Source organism: Streptomyces sp. NPDC058371, from assembly GCF_042723265.1.
In the GTDB taxonomy this organism is placed as follows: Bacteria; Actinomycetota; Actinomycetes; order Streptomycetales; family Streptomycetaceae; genus Streptomyces.
In genome coordinates this window covers 1-18,102 of record NZ_JBHXJC010000011.1, presented here as the reverse complement: position 1 = coordinate 18,102, position 18,102 = coordinate 1, and the positions used below count along the sequence as shown (strand labels likewise).

Sequence of the window (18,102 nt, the reverse complement as noted above, 5' to 3'; positions counted from 1 at the left end):
CCTCACAGCCGCGGGTCCACCGGCTCCGACTCCAGGGCCAGTACGCCGAACACGGCCTCGTGCACCCGCCACAGGGGCTCGCCCTCGGTCAGCCGGTCGAGGGCCTCTAGGCCCAGGGCGTACTCGCGGATGGCCAGCGACCGCTTGTGGTTGAGGAAACGGCCGCGCAGCCGCGCGAGGTTCTCCGGCCGCGTGTAGTCGGCGCCGTAGATGATCCGCAGGTACTCGCGGCCCCGGCACTTGATGCCGGGCTGCACGAGGCGTCCCTGGGCGCTCCGCACCACCGCGCCGACCGGCTTGACGACCATGCCCTCGCCGCCGCGCCCGGTCATCTCCAGCCACCAGTCGACTCCGGCCTGCACGGACTCCGCGTCCCCGGTGTCCACGTACAACCGCCGGGTCGTCTGCAGCAGCCCGCTCCCGTCGTGCTCCACGAGCCGGTCGATCAGCGCGAGCTGCTCGTCGTGCGGGAGGGCGGCGAAACTGCGCCCCTGGACGGCGAGGATCTGGAACGGGGCCAGCCGGACCCCTTCCAGACCGTCCGTCGTCCAGCAGTACCTGCGGTACGCGTCGGTGAACGCGGCCGCGTCGGCTGCCCGTTCCCGCTGCTTGGCCAGCAATTCCTGGACGTCGACACCGCGTGCCGCCGCCCCTTCGAGCGCGGCGAGAGCGCCCGGGAACACGGCCCCCGAGGCGGCGCCGACCGCCGCGTACTGCGAGCGCAGCAGCCCGGACGCCTTCAGCGACCACGGCATCAACTCGGCGTCGAGCAGCAGCCAGTCGACCTCGCCGGAGGCGCTGTCGGAAGCACTGGCGGAGGCGCCGGCGGACGCGGCCAGGTCCCTCCACAGTCCCGCCTCGGTGGCGGCGTCCCGCAGCCGGCCGAGGATCTCCTCGGTCACCGCGGGGTCGTCGAAGAAGGGACGGCCGGTGCGCGTGTACAGCGCGCCGGTGGGCCCTTCCCCGACGCCGAAGTGCTCACGCGCGGCGTCCGCGTCCCGGCAGACCAGCGCCACCGCCCGCGAGCCCATGTGCTTCTCCTCGCACACGACCCGCGCGACCCCGTCCTCCCGGTACTGCGCGAAGGCCTCGACGGGGTGCTCCAGATAGCCGTCGAGATGCGAGGTCGCGGTCGGCGCCATGGTCGGCGGCAGATACGGCAGCAGCCGCGGGTCCACGGCGAAACGGCTCATGACCTCCAGTGCCGCGGCCGCGTTCTCCTCACGGACGGACACCCGGCCCGCGTGCCGGGTCTCGACGACCCGCCGCCCGTGCACGTCCGCGAGGTCGAGCGGCCGCCCCTCGTGTCCGCCGGGCGCCTCGGAGGCGAGCGGCCTGGCCGGCTCGTACCAGACCCGTTCGGCCGGTACGTCGACCAGTTCGCGCTCCGGCCAGCGCAGCGCGGTGAGCTTGCCGCCGAAGACGGCACCCGTGTCCAGGCAGATGGTGTTGTTCAACCACGTGGCCTGCGGCACCGGAGTGTGACCGTAGACAACCGCCGCGCGGCCCCGGTAGTCCTCCGCCCACGGGTAGCGCACCGGCAGGCCGAACTCGTCGGTCTCCCCGGTCGTGTCGCCGTACAGCGCGTGCGAGCGCACCCGCCCCGACGTACGGCCGTGGTACTTCTCCGGCAGCCCGGCGTGGCAGACGACGAGCCGTCCGCTGTCGAGGACGTAGTGACTGACGAGCCCGTCGACGAACTCCCGCACCCGCTCCCGGAATTCGTCGCTCTCCCCCGCCAGCTGCTCGATGGTCTCGGCGAGGCCGTGGGTGTGCTGGACCTTGCGGCCCTTGAGGTGGCGGCCGAGCTTGTTCTCGTGGTTGCCGGGCACGCAGAGGGCGTCGCCGGACGCGACCATGGACATCACGCGGCGCAGGACGCCGGGGGTGTCCGGGCCGCGGTCGACGAGGTCGCCGACGAAGACGGCCGTACGGCCTTCCGGATGCACCCCGTCGATGTAACCGAGCTTGCCGAGCAGGGACTCCAGTTCCGTGGCGCAGCCGTGGATGTCGCCGACGATGTCGAAGGGGCCGGTGAGGTGGGTCAGGTCGTTGAACCGCTTCTCGGTGCGGACCTCGGCGCTCTCGATCTCCGCCACACCCCGCAGGACGTGCACCTTGCGGAAGCCCTCGCGCTCCAAGTGCCGCAGCGAACGGCGGAGTTCACGGGTGTGGCGCTGAATGACGCGGCGCGGCATGTCGGCGCGGTCGGTACGCGAGGCGTTGCGCTCGGCGCACACCTCCTCCGGCACGTCCAGGACGATGGCGATGGGCAGGACGTCGTACTGCTTCGCCAGGTCGATCAGCTGACGGCGGCTCTCCTCCTGCACGCTGGTCGCGTCGACGACGGTGCGCCGGCCGGCCGCGAGGCGTTTGCCCGCGATGTAGTGCAGCACGTCGAAGGCGTCGCCACTGGCGCTCTGGTCGTTCTCGTCGTCGGCGACCAGGCCCCGGCAGAAGTCGCTGGAGATGATCTCGGTCGGCTTGAAGTGCCTGCGGGCGAAGGTGGACTTGCCCGAGCCGGACGCGCCGATCAGGACCACGAGGGAGAGGTCGGTCACGGGCAGGGTGCGGGTCTTCGCGTGCGTCTCGTTCGTCATGCGGCCTTCTCCTCCTTCGCGGCGGTCAGCGTGAACACGGCCATCTGCGTGGGCGGGCCCACCTCGGGGTCGTCGGGTCCGACGGGCGTGAACCGCACGTCGTAGCCGTACCGTCGGGCGACCTCGTGGGACCAGGTACGGAATTCCTCACGCGTCCACTCAAAGCGGTGGTCGCCGTGGCGGGAGTGCCCGGCCGCGAGCGTCTCCCAGCGGACGTTGTACTCGACGTTCGGCGTCGTCACGAGCACGGTCTTCGGGCGGGCGGAGCCGAACACCGCGTACTCCAGGGCCGGCAGCCGGGGCAGGTCGAGGTGTTCGATGACCTCGCTCAGCACGGCCGCGTCGTACCCCTTGAGCCGGTTGTCGGTGTACGCGAGCGAACCCTGGAAGAGCTTGACGCGCGCGGCCTGCCGCTCGCCCATGCGGTCCAGCTTGAGCCGCCGCGAGGCGATGGTGAGCGCGCGCATCGACACGTCGACCCCGACGATCTCCGTGTACCGGGGGTCCTTGAGCAGCGCCTGCACCAACTGGCCCTGACCGCAGCCGAGGTCGAGGACGCGCGCCGCACCGGCGGCACGCAGCGCGACGAGGATCTCGTCCCGGCGGCGGACGGCGAGCGAGACGGGCTTGCTTTCGGGCTCTCCGGGGTTGCCGGGTTCGGCGGTGGCATCAGCGCCGTCGGAAAGGTCAGTGCTGTGAGTGGCGCCTTCGGGGGCGTCTCCGCGACCGGTGTCCGCAGGACGGACGGTGCCTTCGGAGCCGCTTCCGTGGCCGGGGCCCTCGGATTCCTCGGGCAGGTCGGTGTACGGCACGTCCTCCACCGCGTTGTCGATCTCCTCGACCTCGCTGTCGTCGGCCTCGGCCAGCCGTACGAGCTCCAGCCGCTCCATCGCCTCACGCGTCAGCGACCAGCGGCGCGCGAGGTACCGGCTGGTGATCAGCGTCTGCTCGGGGTGATCCGGCAGCCAGCCCTCGCCGGCCCGCAGCAACTTGTCGACCTCGTCGGAGGCCACCCAGTAGTGCTTGGTGTCGTCGAGCACCGGAAGCAGGACATAGAGGTGCCGCAGCGCCTCGGCCAGCGTCAGCTTTCCTGCCGCCTCCAGAACCAGGCGTACGTATCGGGAGTCGCCCCACGCGGGGAACTCGGTGTCCAGCGCCACCGCCTCGACACTCACCGTCCACCCGAGCGGCTCGAACAGCTTGCGTACGAGGTCGGCGCCGCCGCGGGCGGGCAGGGCCGGCACCTCGATCCGCAGGGGCAGCGGCCGACCCGGCAGGTCGGGCTTCGCGTTGCACTGGCCCTTCATCGCGCTGGAGAACACGGCGCTCAGCGCCACGGCGAGCAGCGACGACGCCGCATACGGACGGTCGTTGACGTACTGGGCGAGCGCCGCGTCGGGGGCGCCGCCACGGCCCTTGCCCTTGCCGCGCCGGACCAGCGCCACCGTATCCACCTCGAGCAACAGCGCGGCCGTGCACCGCTCGACGGACGCCTCGGGATAGAGGACGTGCGCCTTGCCGTAGGAGGTGGAGAACGCCTGCGCTTTGTCCGGATGTTTGTGCAGCAGAAAACCGAGGTCGGTCGCGGGGCGCTCTGGGGTGCCGGTGGTACTGATCGTCAGGAACACGTGTCCGAGTATGTGCGGTCCGCCAGGCCCCCACCAGGGAATTTCCGTCCTTCCCGAGGGCCTGGGACGAACCTGCGACGCGCCACCGAGGCGGCTACCCCAGCTGCGACTGGACCTGGGCCGAGATCAGGTCGAGGTGGTCCAGGTCGTCGAGGTCGAAGATCTGGAGGTAGACGCGCCGGGAGCCGATCTCCGCGTACCGGCCGATCTTCTCGACGACCTCGGCGGGCGAGCCGGCCAGGCCGTTGGCCTTCAGCTCGTCGACCTCGCGGCCGATCGCCGCGGCACGGCGGGCCACCTCGTGGTCGTCCTTGCCGACGCAGGCCACCAGCGCGTTGGAGTACACCAGGTCGTCGCCCTTGCGTCCGGCTTCCTCGGCCGTGGCGCGGACCCGGCCGAACTGGCGCTCGCTGTCCTCGATCGAGGCGAACGGCATGTTGAACTCATCGGCGTACCGGCCCGCGAGCCGCGGCGTACGGGTCGCGCCGTGGCCGCCAATGAGAACCGGGATCTTCGCCTGCGCCGGCTTGGGCAGCGCGGGCGAGTCGGTCAGGTCGTAATGCGTGCCGTGGTGACTGAAGGTCTCGCCGGCCTCGGTCGCCCACAGGCCCGTGACGATGGCCAGCTGCTCCTCCAGACGCGCGAACTTCTCCTTCGGGAACGGGATGCCGTACGCCTTGTGCTCCTCCTCGAACCAGCCCGCGCCCAGGCCCAGTTCGACCCGGCCACCCGACATCTGGTCGACCTGCGCGACCTGGATGGCGAGCACGCCGGGCAGCCGGAAGGTCCCTGCGGTCATCAGCGTGCCGAGCCGGATGCGCCGGGTCTCACGGGCGAGTCCGGCGAGGGTGATCCACGCGTCCGTGGGGCCGGGGAGGCCGTCGGCCGAGCCCATGCGGAGGTAATGATCGGAGCGGAAGAACGCGTCGAAGCCGAGGTCTTCGGTGGCCTTGGCAACCGTGAGAAGGGTGTCGTAGGTGGCGCCCTGCTGGGGCTCGGTGAAGATGCGAAGATCCATACCTCCATCCTGCACGGTCGAACGCCGGTCAACCCCATCGGTCCCGCCGGTCGCCGCCTGCCACGGTCGGGTGAATATCCGTCCACGCCGGGTGTGGTGCGGGGCCGTGCCAGTGACCCGGCTCAGGGGTGATCGTTGGCTCGGGCGGAGCCGGGCCGCCCGGCACCCGTCGCCGGCGTCGCCGGGGCGTCACCCGCGCCGGTCCTCTTGCGAGGCCGAGGCCGAGGAGGCCGTCATGTCCCAGGAAGCCGTGCCGCAGCAGGGGGTTCCTGAACAGCCCCGTACTGAGCAGCCGAAGGGGCTGTTGCAGCAGATGGAGGAGCTGATGGCGGCGTTGAACGCGGATCTGTCCCAGTTGGACGCGCAGTTTCAGTCTTCCGGGGCGGCCCAGGGTGTGGCCACGGAGGACTCCGAGTCCGCCTGACGCGACGGCCTTCCGGCCGACGGGCGCCTGTGGCCGACGGGGCGCCTCCGGCCGACGGGGCGTGTCCAGCGCCCGGTTCGCGTCCCGGCTGGCGGGGCGCATCCCCTGCCGACGGGTCGCACCCCCGGCCAACGCGTCGCATCCCCGGCCGACGGCTCGTATCCCGGCCAACGGGTCGCGCCTGCGGCGGGCTTCTCGCCCCCTCCGCCCCTTCCCGCCCCGACCTGGGGCTCCGCCCCTTCCCCCGTCCCGACCTGGGGCTCCGCCCCACTGACAGCCCCTTCCGCATGCCCCCGTGATCGGTATTCGGGCTGGACGGTAGATGCACAGCTGTACGCGGCGCACGAACCATCGGCGAAGCAGTCCGGCGGGGTGGACGGGCCTGGTAGCGGCGTCGGACGATCAGTTCAGGCGACGGCTGGATGCCAAGCGGCCTGCCCCGTGGCACCCCTGCGCATGGCGGTCATGTCCAGGTCCACCAGACAGGGGAACTGGCGACAGTTGAATTCGCGAGCTCATCAGTGTGGAATCCCGGTGCAGTCGACGAGGGCTGTCAAACGGAGCGCTGTTGGAACGCATGAGGACTGGGCGAGGCTCGTGGTGGCCCGGCAGCGAATCTGTCGGGCCACCTCCCGGTCAGTGAGTGTTGGTGCACTTTTCGAGGCGAGTGCCGTGGCGAAGGGTGATCGACATCAGGTCGCTGGGGGTGTTCAGCTCCAGGCGGTGCCAGCGGCCGCGGGGGACGATCACTGCGGTGCCTGCCTCCAACTGCACCATGTCCTCGGCGCCGCCGGGCGTGGTGGCACGGAAGTAGAGGCGGACGCCGCCAGCCAGGCAGCACACTGCCTCTTCGGCCTCCGGGTGCATCTCCCAGTGGTCGGCGTGGACGTCGACGTCGGTCTCCACGTGGAAGGTCGCGATCTGCCAGGCGCCGGAGTCGCTGCTCGTCATCTGCCGGTCGGCGGCTCGGACATCGCCGTCGGGGTGGAACTGCAGCGCAGAGACGAACAGGTCGATGGGGGCCGTCGTCATGATGGCGTTCCTTCCAGTCGGTTCTTTGTGGGGGCGGAGGGTTGCGGGGCAGACATGGCGGCCTGATGTCGGGGCAACACCCCGATCGCCACGGCTGCCGCGAGTACGAAGAGGCCGGCGGTGACGGCCAGGCCCAGGGCATAGCCGTCGTTGAGGGCGGCGGGGTCGGTGGCCGTGCCGGTGCGGAGTGCGGCGATGGTGGCCAGGACGGCCAGGCCGACGCAGCCGCCGAGTTGGCGGGAGCTGTTGAAAAGGCCGGAGGCCATGCCGGCCTCGCGGGAGGCGACGCCGGTGGTCGCGGCGGCGGCGACCGGGGCCAGAACCAGTCCGACGCCGATACCAGTGATGACGCAGGGACCTAGCACGTCGGTGAGGAATCCGCCTCGCGGACTGATGAAGGCGAACCAGGCCAAGCCCGCGGCGGCCAGCAGAGCGCCGGGAACCAGGGCGGCTCGGGAGGTGCGTGTCGTGGTGACGCGGGTCGCGATGACGGTGCCCACGACCAGGCTCACGGAGAACGGCAGGAACGCGGCGCCCGTCGCCGCCGAACCCATGCCCAGGACCTGCTGCATGTAAAGGGACGCGAAGTAGAACGCCGTGAACTGCCCGGCCGCGGCCAAGAAGACCAGCACGTTGGCGCCGGCCACCCAGCGACTGCGCAACAGGCCGAGGCGCAACAGCGGTGCGGGGGCCCTGGATTCGGCGAAGGTGAAGGCGCCCAGGAGCACGGCCGCGGCGGCAAGGGTCGCCACAGTGGCCGGGGACCCCCATCCTCGGGCGTCGGTGCGGACGACACCGAACATCAGCAGCCCGACTCCTCCGGTCGCCAGGACAGCGCCGAGCACGTCCACCTTCTCGCCCCGGGCGGGCTGCGCCCCGGCGGCCACACCCGCCAGAACCAGCGCGACAGCCGCCACGACAACGGGCAGGTTGACCAGCATCACCCAGCGCCACCCCGCGTACTCGGTCAGCAGACCACCTGCCAATACCCCCAACGCTCCCCCTGCGGCGTTCACCGCGCTCCATACCCCGAGCGCCCGGACGCGCCGAGGGCCCTCCGGGAAAGTGGTCGTGAGCATCCCCAGCGCGGCCGGGGCGGCCGCGGCAGCACCCACCCCCTGACCGGCCCGGGCGGCGATCAGTTGCCAGGGCGCCTGGGCCAGTCCGCCCACCAGGGAGCACAGCCCGAAGACGGCCAAGCCCGCCAGGAACAGTCGACGGTGGCCGTATAAGTCACAAGCCCGGCCGCCCAGTAGCAAGAGTCCGCCGAACGTGAGCGCGTACACGTGCACGATCCACGACAGGTCGAGCGGCGCGAATCCCAACGCGGTGCGGATCGCGGGCAGTGCGACGTTGACCACCGACATGTCCAGGGCGAAGACGAACTGGGCGACGGCCGCCGCCGCCAGGACCACTCCGGGTCGCCCACGCGAGTTTTTATACATGTAAGAAAACTAGCTTCAGGGATCGGCGTTGTCGACACCTGGGGAATGATGGGCGCATGCCGCAGCCGTCCGCACCGCGCAAATCCCCTGGCCGACCTCCCCGCATCTCCCGCGAGGAGGTCATCGGGACGGCCCGCCGGATCGTGACCGAGGAAGGCGTGGACCGGCTGACCATGCGGCGGCTGGCCACGGAGATCGGCAGTACGCCGATGGCGCTCTACCACCACGTCCGCAACAAGGAAGAACTGCTCGTCCTGCTGCTGGACGACTACGCCGCGCGGGCGCTGCGCCGACCCGAACTGCCTGCCCACCCTTGCGAGCGGATCGTCGTTGCCGCCGCCGCGATCCACGAGGCGCTCGCCGCCTGTCCCTGGATCGTGGAAGTGCTGACCGCCGATGACCTGATGTCCACGTCAGCGCTGTGGTTTGTCGAGCAGATCGTCGACGGCCTGGTCGAATGCGGACTGTCCCCCGACCGGGCCGTGCACGGTTACCGCGCGATCTGGTACTACACCGCTGGAGAGATCGTGGTCCGGGCGACGGCGGCCCGGCGCCGCGCAGACGATGACCGTGCGACCTACAGGGAGCAAGTCTTCGGCAATCTCGACCCGGGTGAGCTGCCACGGTTGGCGCAGGTCGCGGACCGCTGGGCACCGCTGACCGGCGAGGACACTTACCTGGACGGGCTCCGGGCTCTGGTGGCCGGCCTCCTCACCGTCCGCTGACGGTCCTCCGCCGCTCGGCGGTGTACGCCTGCCCCTTGGCCGGACGCGCTCCGCACTGGATCTCATGCGTCCGCGAGTGTCGGCAAAACGACCGCCGCGGCGAAGCCCTGAAAGCTGCCGGCAGGTTACTTGTCACTTGGTTCGCCACTCGTTGACGACAGCCCAACACCCGAGGGTCTGATATTCACCCCGGCGGCACCGGATGCGCTGATGTTTGCCCCGGCAACACCCGAGGGGCTGATCCATGCCCCGGCAACACCCGAGCGGCAGATTTGTGCCCAGCGATAATTGAGGCCTCCGTGCCACCCGCCGGGCAGTTGGGGCTCGCTCGGTGCTCAACCCGGTGCTGGATCCCGTTCCGCCACCCCCTGGTTCTGGTCGCGGGCTGCCAAGCGGCGGAGCATTTCGAGGACGCGGTCGCGGGACTCGTCCGCGGCGTCGATGGCCTCCATGCACTGCCAGTACGTGCTCTCGTCATCCGCCGCGCAGGCGATGCCGACGAGGGCGATGCCGACCTCACCGAGGAGGCCGCCGAGGTCGAGGAGGGTCCGGCGGGCGTCGCCGAGGTCGGTGAGCTGGGCGGCGCGTAAGTCTCCGACGTCGATGGACGGAACGTCCAGGACGCCACAGCCTCTGCCGGCCAGCTCGGTCAAACCCAGCGCCTCGCCCCGTAATTCGGGTGGTCCCGACACTGCCAGGCGGCTGCCGATCGCCTGCGCCAGAGCCTGCGCCTGCCACACCTCCGTCATGGTCTCCGGTATCTCGCCGCTCCTCGCCAGCGCACGTCTGCTCGCCGCGATGAGCCGCACAGCGTCCATGCGCTGCCCCCGTCTGTCCGACGCGCTGAATTCGCACGTCCGCCCGAACTCCGTTGTCCACTACCCAGAGTGAGGGTCGACGGGACGAAAAGCCAGAGGAAGCCCGAAATCTGTGGACACAGAGTTGGCTGTGGACAACTCGATGACTCCGGAGAGTGACAAATGGATGCGCCCGCTCCCGCTCAGGGCCCCTCCGGCGCCGGAAACCTCCGCTCGTTGCGGTCGATCTTCGCGTCCAGTGCCGCGAGCGGGTCGATGCCGAGCACCTCGCACAGCTGGAGCAAATAGGCGAGTACGTCCGCGACTTCGTCGGTCACGCGGTGCGCCGTATCGGGGTTCTCCATCACCCGCGCCGATTCCTCCGGGGTCAACCACTGGAAGATCTCCACGAGTTCGGACGCCTCCACGCTGAGCGCGGCGACCAGGTTCTTGGGGGTGTGGTAGCGACCCCAGTTCCGCGATGCCGCGAACTCGGCCAGGCGGTGCTGCAGATGCGCTACGTCCAGTTCCTTCACGCTCCCAGATCTACCATTGGTGGCACTCGTCGCTGCCTTGGGCACCCCCATGGGGGTCGCAGAGTTGCCGCCCGCGCCCGGCGGCTCGGCATCCGGCACCCCCACTGGGGGCACCCCGTCACCGCGCCGTCGCCGCCTCATCCCTCCTCCGCCCCGTCCGCCGACCCCAGGCTCACCACTGTCGCCCCCGGGACCGCCGAGGTGTCGCTCACCGCGGCCACCATGCGGATGTGGCCCCGTTCGCACATCCGGGCCGCGAGCCGCAGCAGTTCTCCGGTCTGACGGGGGTCCATACCGCGGTCGAAGCCGTCCGCCAGGACCGTCAGGGTCTGGAGCGCCGCCGGGACCTCGCCGGCCGGGTCCACCTCCAGCACTCCGGGGCCGGTGAGCAGCACCAGGGCCAGGGCGAGATACCGCAACTCGCCGTCCCCCAGCAGCCGCAGATCCGTACGGCGGCCGTCGCCCCGGTCGAGCAGTCCGCGGATCCTGCCGTCGACGCTCGGCTCGGACAGCAGATCGGCGACCGGACCCGTGCAGCCGGCGCGGACCGCCGCGACCAGCAGCCCGTGCCGCCGTCCGCACTCCGAGCGGGTGCGCCACAGTACGTCGGCGACGTTGTCGCAGCCACGCAGCAGCCGTCCGCCGCCGACGGGCACGGGCGCCCGCATACGGCGGGGCCGGGGGTCGCAGGCGAAGACGGACCGCAGTGCGACCACCATCTGCTCGGCGGCGGCGAGCACTTGGCGCTGGCCGTCCGTCCTGCCCGCGACGCGCAGCGGCAGCAGTGCGGTGCCGAGGCGGTCGTCGGGGAGCGGGCCGCGGGTCACCGGGGAGGCTCCGCCGGTGTACCAGGCGGCCTGGACGGCGGGGCGGCTCGGATCCCGCAGGGCGGTCTCGAGCAGGACGAGTCCACCCGCGGTCAATCGCTCGCCGACGATGCGCAGTTCGGGCTCGGCCTGTACGGCGAGGTCCAGCCGTACGGGTCCCTGGGGCCCGTCGGCCGTACAGCCGATGCGGAAGCCCCGCCGGTGCTGGGCGTCCGGGCGGGCCCGTTCGGGGACGCAGGCGGCCGGGTCCGGGAACACCTCGGCGAGTTCGGCTCCGCCGCCGAGCCGTGCGAGCGCCTCGTACGCCCGTAGCGCTGTGGACTTGCCGCTGCCGCTGGGGCCCGCGAAGAGCGTCAGCGGCCCCAGCTCGAATCCGGCCCCTCGGTGTCCCGCGAACGCGGAGAGCCGCAGGTGCGTGACGCTCGGCCGTCCCGGTCGGGGCGCGGCGGGATCCGCCCCGACCGGTCCGGCGTCAGGGGCAACTGGCGTATACGGCACAAAAGATGGCGCGGTCATATCCGGACGGTAGGGCTCCGTCGGCAGGCGAACCGTTCCGCCGGGGCCACCTTCCTACGATCGAGGGACGAGCCCCGGGTCGACGCGCCCCGCGGGACCGCCGCACGTCACGTCCCGTGCAGCCCCGCTCCCTCCATCAGCCCGCTCACCTCGGTGCCCGGCGGTGTCAGCAGAAACACGTTCCGGTCGACCCGGTGCATCCCGCTCGCCAGGCCGAATACGACGCCCGTGCTGAAGTCCAGCACCCGCTTGGCGACATCGCTCTCCGCGCTCGTCAGGTCCAGCAGGACCGGGATGCCGGCCATCAGTGTCTCGGCGACCTCGCGGGCGTCCGAGAACACGTTGACCCGCAGGACGACGAAGCGGCGGCGCGCCTCGGTCTGCGCCTCGGGTATCGACCGGTGGTCGACGGACGAGGGCCAGGCGTTCCGGCCGCGCAACGGAACGACCTGGGCGAGCCCTTCCCACTGTTCATCGGTGACGTCGTGGCTGTTCACTGGCCATCCCCGTCCTGGCTCGCACTGGTTGTCTGCACCGCTCGATTCTTACGCATGGTCACCCGTTCGGCCCAACAGCGACACGGTCGGCGACAGCACCGTTGTCACTTCTGTCGACTTTTGCGACTCACCGCGTCCGCCGGTGCTCCGCTCCCCGAGGGACAGCAACGGTGAGCGGCCACCGTCCCGCCGACGGAAGCCGACGCCGGCGGGATGGTGACGGCTCGGGCTACGAGGAGCGGGCGGACCGGCCGCGGGTCAGGGCGACTCCGGCCGCGATCAGACCGAGGACGCCGACGACGAGGCCCGCGGTGCCGAGGCCTCGGGCCGTCGAATCACTGGACGACGCCTCGGACTTGGAGCTCGGCTTGTCCGCCGGCGAGGAGGCCGGGGTGCCGCCCTCCCCCGCCGACTTGGCCGTGAGCGTGAGGACCGGGGCGGGGTTCTCCGGCTCCGCGCCGCCCTCGGGCGCCCCCTCGATCCAGCGGGCGACCTTTCCGTCCGAGTAGCTCTGCAGCGTCTTGAAGGTCAACTGGGAGGTGTTGTCGGGCAGTTGACCGAAAGCGACATTGAAGTCCTGGTACTGGCCGTGCCGGATCCGGCCGCCGGTCCAGGTGATCTCGGAGACGGCGTCCGTGATGGTGCCGTCGTCCGTCTTGACCGGCGTCTTGAGCTTCGTGGTCGTCACCTTCGCGGTCCAGCCGTCCTGGGGCGTGACGAGCACCCCGAGGACCGGGTGGTCGGTGGGCAGGAAGACCTGCACCTTGGTGGTGCTGGCGGTGTCCTCCTCGTTGGGGACACGGAAGGTCAGGACGCCGTCCGTGGCGCCCTTCGGGTAGCTCTCCGGGTGGACGGTGACGTGGGCGAAGGCGGCGCCCGCGGCGGTCAGCACACCGGCAGTGGCGAGTGCGGCGACGGTGGTCGCGCGGCGCCGGGCGGTGCGGCCGGGGGCGGTGCGGCCGGGGGCGGTGCGTGTCGGGGACATGGCTGGGGAATCTCCGTACTGGTGGATGAGGGGGGTCAGGTCGCATACGGGATTCGGGCCGGTGGGCCGCGGCGGGACAGGGCGTGCCGCAGCAGGAGGCGGCACGCAGGGAGCGGCGGGGGTGCGTACGTGCGGCGCGCGGCGGAGCGGACGGGCAGCGTTCGCGGTCGCCACCAGGCGACCAGTCCCGGCACCAGCGCGCCCGCCCGGCGCAGCAGCGACCAGAGGGCGGCCTCACCGCGCCGCAGACACCAGGACGCGAGCAGGGCGGCCACGAGGTGCGCGGCGACCGCGTGGGAGGTCATGGCGTGCGGTGTGTGCGCCATCGCCATCCGCATGCCGTGCCCTGGGGACATGCCCGCGCCGTGGGCCGTCCCGTGCCCCATGGCGGACCCCATGCCCGGCGGGCCGGCCGAGCCCGGGCCGCCGTCGGGCGGCGGAGACGCGATCGCCCTCGACTGGACGGCGTCGAAGGCGAGATGCAGCGCACTCTGCGCGGCGAGCATCGCCGCGCCTATTGCGGCGAGCGAGCGTTCCCGGCCGGCCAGCGCACAGCTGGCGGCGAAGACCGGGAGGAAGCAGGCCGCGTCCACCCACACCGGCGGCGGACCGCCCGTGGCCAGCGCGTGTCCCCCGACCGCGAGCAGTACGCACACCACGGCGAACACCGCCGCGCGCACGCTCCGCACCACCAGGGACACACTCATGGCGACGGATCCTGCCATGCGCCCGTGAGCACCACGCACGTTTCCCCCATCCACGAGAGGAGGGGAAACGCAGGGAGAACGGGCGAGCACGGAGAGCCAGATCCGCCACCCTCATGGCACTGAGTTCCCTGCTCAGGGTGCACTGAGTGTCATTTGCGGACTTCGGTGCTAGTTTCCCCGCATGAGCGAGACATCCCGCCGGGGCCCGTCGGCCGGGGCGCCGGCGCCGAAGCCGCCGATGCGCGACGCGCTGGTCGCGGCCGCGTTCCAGCTGTTCCTGGAGCGGGGGTACGAACAGACCACGGTCGACGACATCGTGGCGCTGGCCGGAGTGGGACGGAGGTCCTTCTTCCGGTACTTCCCGTCGAAGGAGGACGTGGTCTTCCCCGACCACGAGCGCTGTCTCGCCGACATGACCGCGTTCCTGAACTCCGCCTCCGACCAAGGCGATCCGATCGAGCGGGTCTGCGACGCGGCCCGGCTCGTGCTGCGGATGTACGCCGAGAACCCGACGTTCTCCGTGCAGCGCTACCGCCTCACCAAGCAGGTCCCGGGCCTGCGCGCCTACGAGCTCTCCGTGGTCTGGCGGTACGAACGTGCGCTCGCCGCCCACCTGCGCGCCCGCTTCTCGGGCCGGCGCGACGGCTCCCTGCGCGCCGACGTGATCGCCGCCGCCGTGGTCGCGGCGCACAACAACGCCCTGCGCTCGTGGCTGCGTTCGGCCGGCAAGGGCGAGGCCGAGGTGGAGGTCGACCAGGCACTGCGCCATGTACGGCGCATCTTCGGCGCGGACGATCCGGACGGCGCATCCCAGGAGCCGGCGGACGGGGAGGACGTGGTCGTCGTCATCTCCCGGCGCGGGGCTCCGATGTGGCGGGTCGTCCAGGAGATCGAGTCCGCCTGGGCCGGCGACTGACTCCCTGCTTGGCGGCGGCCCATCAAAGGGTACCGAGTGTCTTTACGCCTGGCACTGAGTGCCATAACCTGACGCTTGTGCACGGCGATCCGGGCACCTCAGATTCCGGCCGAGTGCAGGGAGATGGCATCGTGTTCCACCCGGGAACAGGGATCACGACGGACGTACTGGACGCCGACGCCCCCGAGGGCGACGCCCTCGCCACCGTCGAGAACAGCACCTTCACGCGGCCCGGTGCGCGGCACGAGGAGACCCTCGCCTTTCAGCGGTGCCGTTGGTGCGGAACCACCATGTTCCACCGGCTGCTGTGTCCGGTCTGCGCGTCGAGCGACCTGCGCACCGAGCAGAGCCGCGGCACGGGCATCGTCCGCAGCACCTCGGTGGTCCGCCGCAACACCCCGGCCGCCCGCAACGTCTCCCTCATCGAGTTGGCCGAGGGCTTCACCGTCCGCGGCCGGGTCAAGGGCCCGTTCATCGCCATCCACCCCGGCGGCCGCGTCCATCTCACCGTCGCCGAGGACCCCGTACGCGGCGAGCCTGTGTTCGAACTGTCCGACGATCCGTACGGACTCGGGCTCGGCCACTGACCGGCCCCCACACCGCGCAGAGCACAGCGAACTCCGCATACCTGTCCGGAGCACGAGCACGGGCTGCGGCCGCTCCACCGCCCGCAGCAGGAGGCCGTCGCGCGTCCGGACGGCCGTGCCGGTGCCGGTGCCGGTGCCGGTGCCGGTGATACCGGAGGAGACCATCTCCGCGGAGACCACCATCGACACGCTGGAGATCGACTCGCTCGTCGTCGCCGACCTGATGGCCACGGTCAAGCGGGAGTACGGGGTGGACATCCGGCGCCGAACCGGCCGGTGTCACCATCGGCGAGCTGGCGGACCGCGTCCTGGCCGGCGCCTCCAGTCGTTGATGGCGCCCTTCGCCGACCGCCTGCTCCTCGGGCTCGGGACCGGACCAGTCCTCTAGCCCGGTTCGAGGCCGAACCTGTCAACTGGGGTCAAGGCCATGGGCTCGCCTCCCACCGCGGGCACTGGCGAAGGGCGGTGCATTCGGATGACCGCGCCCCGGAAGTCGAGCAGGCGACCGACCGCTTACGGGGAGCATCGCCGGCGGCCGCCAATCGGCTGCGCCCGCGCAGGTGCTGACGGGCGCCGGCGATCCGGTGCCCGCGTCGCGCTCCGCCGAGCTGCGGCAGGTGGAGCTGCCGGTCGAGGCGCTCGCCAGTCGGTTCGACGTCACCCACGCAAGACCTTGGATTGGAGATTCCCATGTCGAGCAACTTCCCGGCCTTCGCCGAGTTGATCTCGCAGGCCAAGCACTCCGCCCTCCACCTGGAGACGCGCGACATCTACACCCCGAAGGGGCCGGTCTTCGTGGACTGGCAGAAGGGCATCCCGATCGAGTACGACCGGCACACCGACTGGGTCGACCTGGTGCAGGAGGTCACGAAGCGCGGCGTCGACTGGCGACGGGCGCGGATCGTGTCCGAGCCGGTGACCGACTTCATCCAGTACGAGTGGGAGACCACCACGATCGTCAACGTGCCCGCCGGCGAGAAGGTGCGCTGGCTGCCGAGGGAGCGCGCCTCGGACCTGCTGCTGCCGGGCAACGACTTCTGGGTGTTCGACGACAGCCTGGTGCGCTTCACCAACTTCCACGGCGACGGCTCGTGGGGCCCGCACGAGTTCTCCGAGGACCCGAAGCTGATCAAGCAGTGCAAAGAGGCGTTCGAAAGCGTGTGGGAGCGCGCCATCGACCACGCCGACTACACGCCGCCGCGCAAGGAGCAGGACGCGGCCTGAGCTCACCACGCCCGACGACCCCTCCCCCGTCACCGCGGGCATCGTCCGCGGTGACGGGAGACGGGTCGTCTTCGTCGTAGGAGGACATCATGACGGCACACCGGCTGCTCCACCTGGACAGCGCGGACAAGGTACGTGAGCGGCCGCCGGGTGCGCGCAACGACATCCACTTCACCGAGGCGCAGATCCGGCCGGTCGTGGAGGCGTTCAGTCCGCCGGGCGGCCGGGTGCTCGACCCGTTCTCCGGCTATGGGACCACCATCGTCGTCGCCGACCGGCTCGGCCGCGTCGGCACCGGGATCGAGCTGCAGGAACAGCGCGTCGCGTCGAGCAACGCCCGGCTGCCGGCGGGTTCGGCGAGCCGCTTCCTCGCGGGCGACGTGCGCGACTGGGACCGGCTCGGGCTCGGCGAGTTCGATCTGTGCCTGACCAGCCCGCCGTACATGGCGCGGCACGACCACCCGGAGAACCCGCTCACCGCGTTCCGCACCATGGACGGCTCGTACGGGCACTACCTCGCCGAGCTGGCGGACATCTTCGGCACCATCGGCAAGCATCTGCGCCCGGGCGGCCGGATCGGCGTCTGCGTCGGCAACTTCCGTGATTCCAGCGGCAAGGTCACCCCGCTGGCGTTCGACATCGGGCATGCGCTGTCCGCGGTGCTCGAGTTCGAGGGCGAGATCTACTTCGACTGGAGTACGCCCTCGGAGAGCCTCACCGGCGACTACTGCCTGCTGTTCTCCGCTCCTGACGCCTGATGCGGATCAGACACCGATGATCTCGAACGGCATGGTCGGCACGTTGTCGAAGCGCTCGCCGAAGCGCGTGAGCTTGGTGGTGAGGTAGCCGGCGACGTCGGCCATCGGGTTGTCCGGCGGCAGCGACGCCAGGTAGCCGGCGTGAGCGGCCAGCGCCTCGATACCGGCGTCCATGCCATCGGTGACGTCGAGGGCGTGCCCGGACTCCGGGGAACCGCCGACCGCCAGGAAGCGCACGCCGGCCCACGGCTTGAAGCCCTCGCCGACGAGTTCGGGGAAGACCCAGGGATTGCCGGCGTCGCTTGCCGCGTCGAGCAGTGCGACGCCGACGTTGCGGTGGTCGGCGGTGTTCCAGTCGCCGCTGCGCCACCGTTCGTAGAAGTTGATGGTGACCAGCACGTCCGGGCGGTACTTGCGGATCGCACGCGCGATGTCACGGCGCAGCGGCAGGCCGTACTCGATGATGCCGTCCGGGTGGCCGAGGAAGTCCACGTCCCGCACCCCGACCGCGGCCGCTGCCCGCAGTTGTTCCTCGGCGCGCATCGCGCCGGTGGCCTCCGGGTCCATGGTGGCGATCCCGGCTTCGCCGCGGCTCACCACGGCATAGGCGACGAACTTGCCCTGTGCGGTCCACCTGGCGATCGCGCAAGCGGGCCCGTACTCCAGGTCGTCGGGGTGCGCGACGACGCACAGCGCGCGCTGCCAGTCCTCGGGCATCGGTTCGTACGGCTTGGTCATGGTGCCTCTCCAAGGGTGCGCGTCGGCCGAGCCTTCACGGAGTGGTCTCCTGGGCGGATTGCAGGCACTCCTCGAAGAAGGCGAGTGCGCGCAGGTGGTAGGAGCGGGCGGCCTGGCCGAGGCTGATGTTGTGGCCCGCGCC

19 protein-coding genes and 1 pseudogene are annotated in these 18,102 nt (G+C 71.1%); 7 read left to right on the top strand and 13 right to left on the bottom strand.

The genetic code is table 11. The features are described from left to right. Positions 1 to 2: 2 nt before the first annotated feature. The 3 genes from ACFWM2_RS27655 to ACFWM2_RS27645 form a co-directional block, all read right to left on the bottom strand. The gene (locus tag ACFWM2_RS27655) at positions 3 to 2,600 is read right to left on the bottom strand and encodes a polynucleotide kinase-phosphatase (RefSeq protein ID WP_383285433.1); all 2,598 of its coding nucleotides are present in this window, start codon (positions 2,598 to 2,600) and stop codon (positions 3 to 5) included. Continuing rightward, positions 2,597 to 4,228 carry a 3' terminal RNA ribose 2'-O-methyltransferase Hen1 gene (locus ACFWM2_RS27650; protein ID WP_383285430.1) on the bottom strand — a complete coding sequence of 544 codons (1,632 nt, stop codon included), beginning with the start codon at positions 4,226 to 4,228 and terminating at the stop codon, positions 2,597 to 2,599. The genes ACFWM2_RS27655 and ACFWM2_RS27650 overlap by 4 nt, the downstream gene beginning before the upstream one ends. Positions 4,229 to 4,322: 94 nt before the next feature. Then, positions 4,323 to 5,246 (bottom strand): LLM class F420-dependent oxidoreductase, encoded by a 924-nt coding sequence (locus tag ACFWM2_RS27645; RefSeq protein WP_383285427.1) that lies wholly within the window; start codon positions 5,244 to 5,246, stop codon positions 4,323 to 4,325. A 235-nt stretch (positions 5,247 to 5,481) separates the two neighbouring features. Here ACFWM2_RS27645 and ACFWM2_RS27640 point away from each other — a divergent pair, with 235 nt between their 5' ends. Beyond that, a complete protein-coding gene (locus ACFWM2_RS27640; RefSeq protein ID WP_383285423.1) occupies positions 5,482 to 5,670 on the top strand; it encodes a hypothetical protein in 189 nt (62 codons plus the stop codon). A gap of 636 nt (positions 5,671 to 6,306) precedes the next feature. Here the strand turns inward: ACFWM2_RS27640 and ACFWM2_RS27635 are convergent. Further along, positions 6,307 to 6,702: a cupin gene (locus ACFWM2_RS27635; protein WP_383285420.1), complete on the bottom strand. Its 396-nt coding sequence runs from the start codon at positions 6,700 to 6,702 to the stop codon at positions 6,307 to 6,309. Then, complete coding sequence (locus ACFWM2_RS27630) at positions 6,699 to 8,147, bottom strand: MFS transporter (protein ID WP_383285417.1); 1,449 nt, start codon at positions 8,145 to 8,147, stop codon at positions 6,699 to 6,701. Before ACFWM2_RS27630 ends, ACFWM2_RS27635 begins: the two co-directional genes overlap by 4 nt. 56 nt (positions 8,148 to 8,203) lie before the next feature. Between ACFWM2_RS27630 and ACFWM2_RS27625 the strand changes: the two genes are divergently transcribed. Beyond that, complete coding sequence (locus ACFWM2_RS27625; RefSeq protein ID WP_383285414.1) at positions 8,204 to 8,872, top strand: TetR/AcrR family transcriptional regulator; 669 nt, start codon at positions 8,204 to 8,206, stop codon at positions 8,870 to 8,872. 335 nt (positions 8,873 to 9,207) lie between these two features. On the opposite strand, the gene ACFWM2_RS27620 is transcribed toward ACFWM2_RS27625, so the two are convergent. The 6 genes from ACFWM2_RS27620 to ACFWM2_RS27595 all read right to left on the bottom strand — a co-directional run bounded on the left by ACFWM2_RS27620 (position 9,208) and on the right by ACFWM2_RS27595 (position 13,737). Further along, positions 9,208 to 9,690 (bottom strand): DUF6099 family protein, encoded by a 483-nt coding sequence (locus ACFWM2_RS27620; protein ID WP_383285411.1) that lies wholly within the window; start codon positions 9,688 to 9,690, stop codon positions 9,208 to 9,210. 182 nt (positions 9,691 to 9,872) lie between these two features. Continuing rightward, positions 9,873 to 10,256: a nucleotide pyrophosphohydrolase gene (locus ACFWM2_RS27615; protein WP_383285978.1), complete on the bottom strand. Its 384-nt coding sequence runs from the start codon at positions 10,254 to 10,256 to the stop codon at positions 9,873 to 9,875. 86 nt (positions 10,257 to 10,342) lie between these two features. Then, positions 10,343 to 11,548, bottom strand: a complete 1,206-nt coding sequence (locus ACFWM2_RS27610) for an AAA family ATPase (RefSeq protein WP_383285408.1) — start codon at positions 11,546 to 11,548, stop codon at positions 10,343 to 10,345. A gap of 107 nt (positions 11,549 to 11,655) precedes the next feature. Then, complete coding sequence (locus tag ACFWM2_RS27605) at positions 11,656 to 12,045, bottom strand: cell division protein SepF (RefSeq protein ID WP_383285405.1); 390 nt, start codon at positions 12,043 to 12,045, stop codon at positions 11,656 to 11,658. 229 nt (positions 12,046 to 12,274) lie between these two features. After that, entirely contained in the window at positions 12,275 to 13,030 is a 756-nt protein-coding gene (locus ACFWM2_RS27600) for a YcnI family protein (RefSeq protein ID WP_383285402.1), read from the bottom strand. A 35-nt stretch (positions 13,031 to 13,065) separates the two neighbouring features. After that, a complete protein-coding gene (locus ACFWM2_RS27595; protein WP_383285399.1) occupies positions 13,066 to 13,737 on the bottom strand; it encodes a hypothetical protein in 672 nt (223 codons plus the stop codon). Between the two features lie 238 nt (positions 13,738 to 13,975). Here ACFWM2_RS27595 and ACFWM2_RS27590 point away from each other — a divergent pair, with 238 nt between their 5' ends. From ACFWM2_RS27590 to ACFWM2_RS27570, 5 genes are all read left to right on the top strand, one after another. Next, positions 13,976 to 14,653 carry a TetR family transcriptional regulator gene (locus ACFWM2_RS27590; RefSeq protein ID WP_383285977.1) on the top strand — a complete coding sequence of 226 codons (678 nt, stop codon included), beginning with the start codon at positions 13,976 to 13,978 and terminating at the stop codon, positions 14,651 to 14,653. Between the two features lie 131 nt (positions 14,654 to 14,784). Continuing rightward, positions 14,785 to 15,240: a Zn-ribbon domain-containing OB-fold protein gene (locus ACFWM2_RS27585; protein WP_383285396.1), complete on the top strand. Its 456-nt coding sequence runs from the start codon at positions 14,785 to 14,787 to the stop codon at positions 15,238 to 15,240. A 139-nt stretch (positions 15,241 to 15,379) separates the two neighbouring features. Continuing rightward, a complete protein-coding gene (locus ACFWM2_RS27580) occupies positions 15,380 to 15,628 on the top strand; it encodes an acyl carrier protein (RefSeq protein ID WP_383285393.1) in 249 nt (82 codons plus the stop codon). A 302-nt stretch (positions 15,629 to 15,930) separates the two neighbouring features. Beyond that, the gene (locus ACFWM2_RS27575; RefSeq protein WP_383285390.1) at positions 15,931 to 16,464 is read left to right on the top strand and encodes a DUF6879 family protein; all 534 of its coding nucleotides are present in this window, start codon (positions 15,931 to 15,933) and stop codon (positions 16,462 to 16,464) included. Between the two features lie 89 nt (positions 16,465 to 16,553). Then, the gene (locus ACFWM2_RS27570; RefSeq protein ID WP_383285387.1) at positions 16,554 to 17,222 is read left to right on the top strand and encodes a DNA methyltransferase; all 669 of its coding nucleotides are present in this window, start codon (positions 16,554 to 16,556) and stop codon (positions 17,220 to 17,222) included. A 6-nt stretch (positions 17,223 to 17,228) separates the two neighbouring features. Here ACFWM2_RS27570 and ACFWM2_RS27565 read toward each other — a convergent pair whose 3' ends face one another. Together ACFWM2_RS27565 and ACFWM2_RS27560 are read right to left on the bottom strand one after the other, a co-directional pair. After that, positions 17,229 to 17,960 (bottom strand): PIG-L deacetylase family protein, encoded by a 732-nt coding sequence (locus tag ACFWM2_RS27565; protein ID WP_383285384.1) that lies wholly within the window; start codon positions 17,958 to 17,960, stop codon positions 17,229 to 17,231. A 34-nt stretch (positions 17,961 to 17,994) separates the two neighbouring features. Continuing rightward, positions 17,995 to 18,102, bottom strand: a pseudogene (locus ACFWM2_RS27560) (alpha/beta hydrolase); the annotation flags it as partial.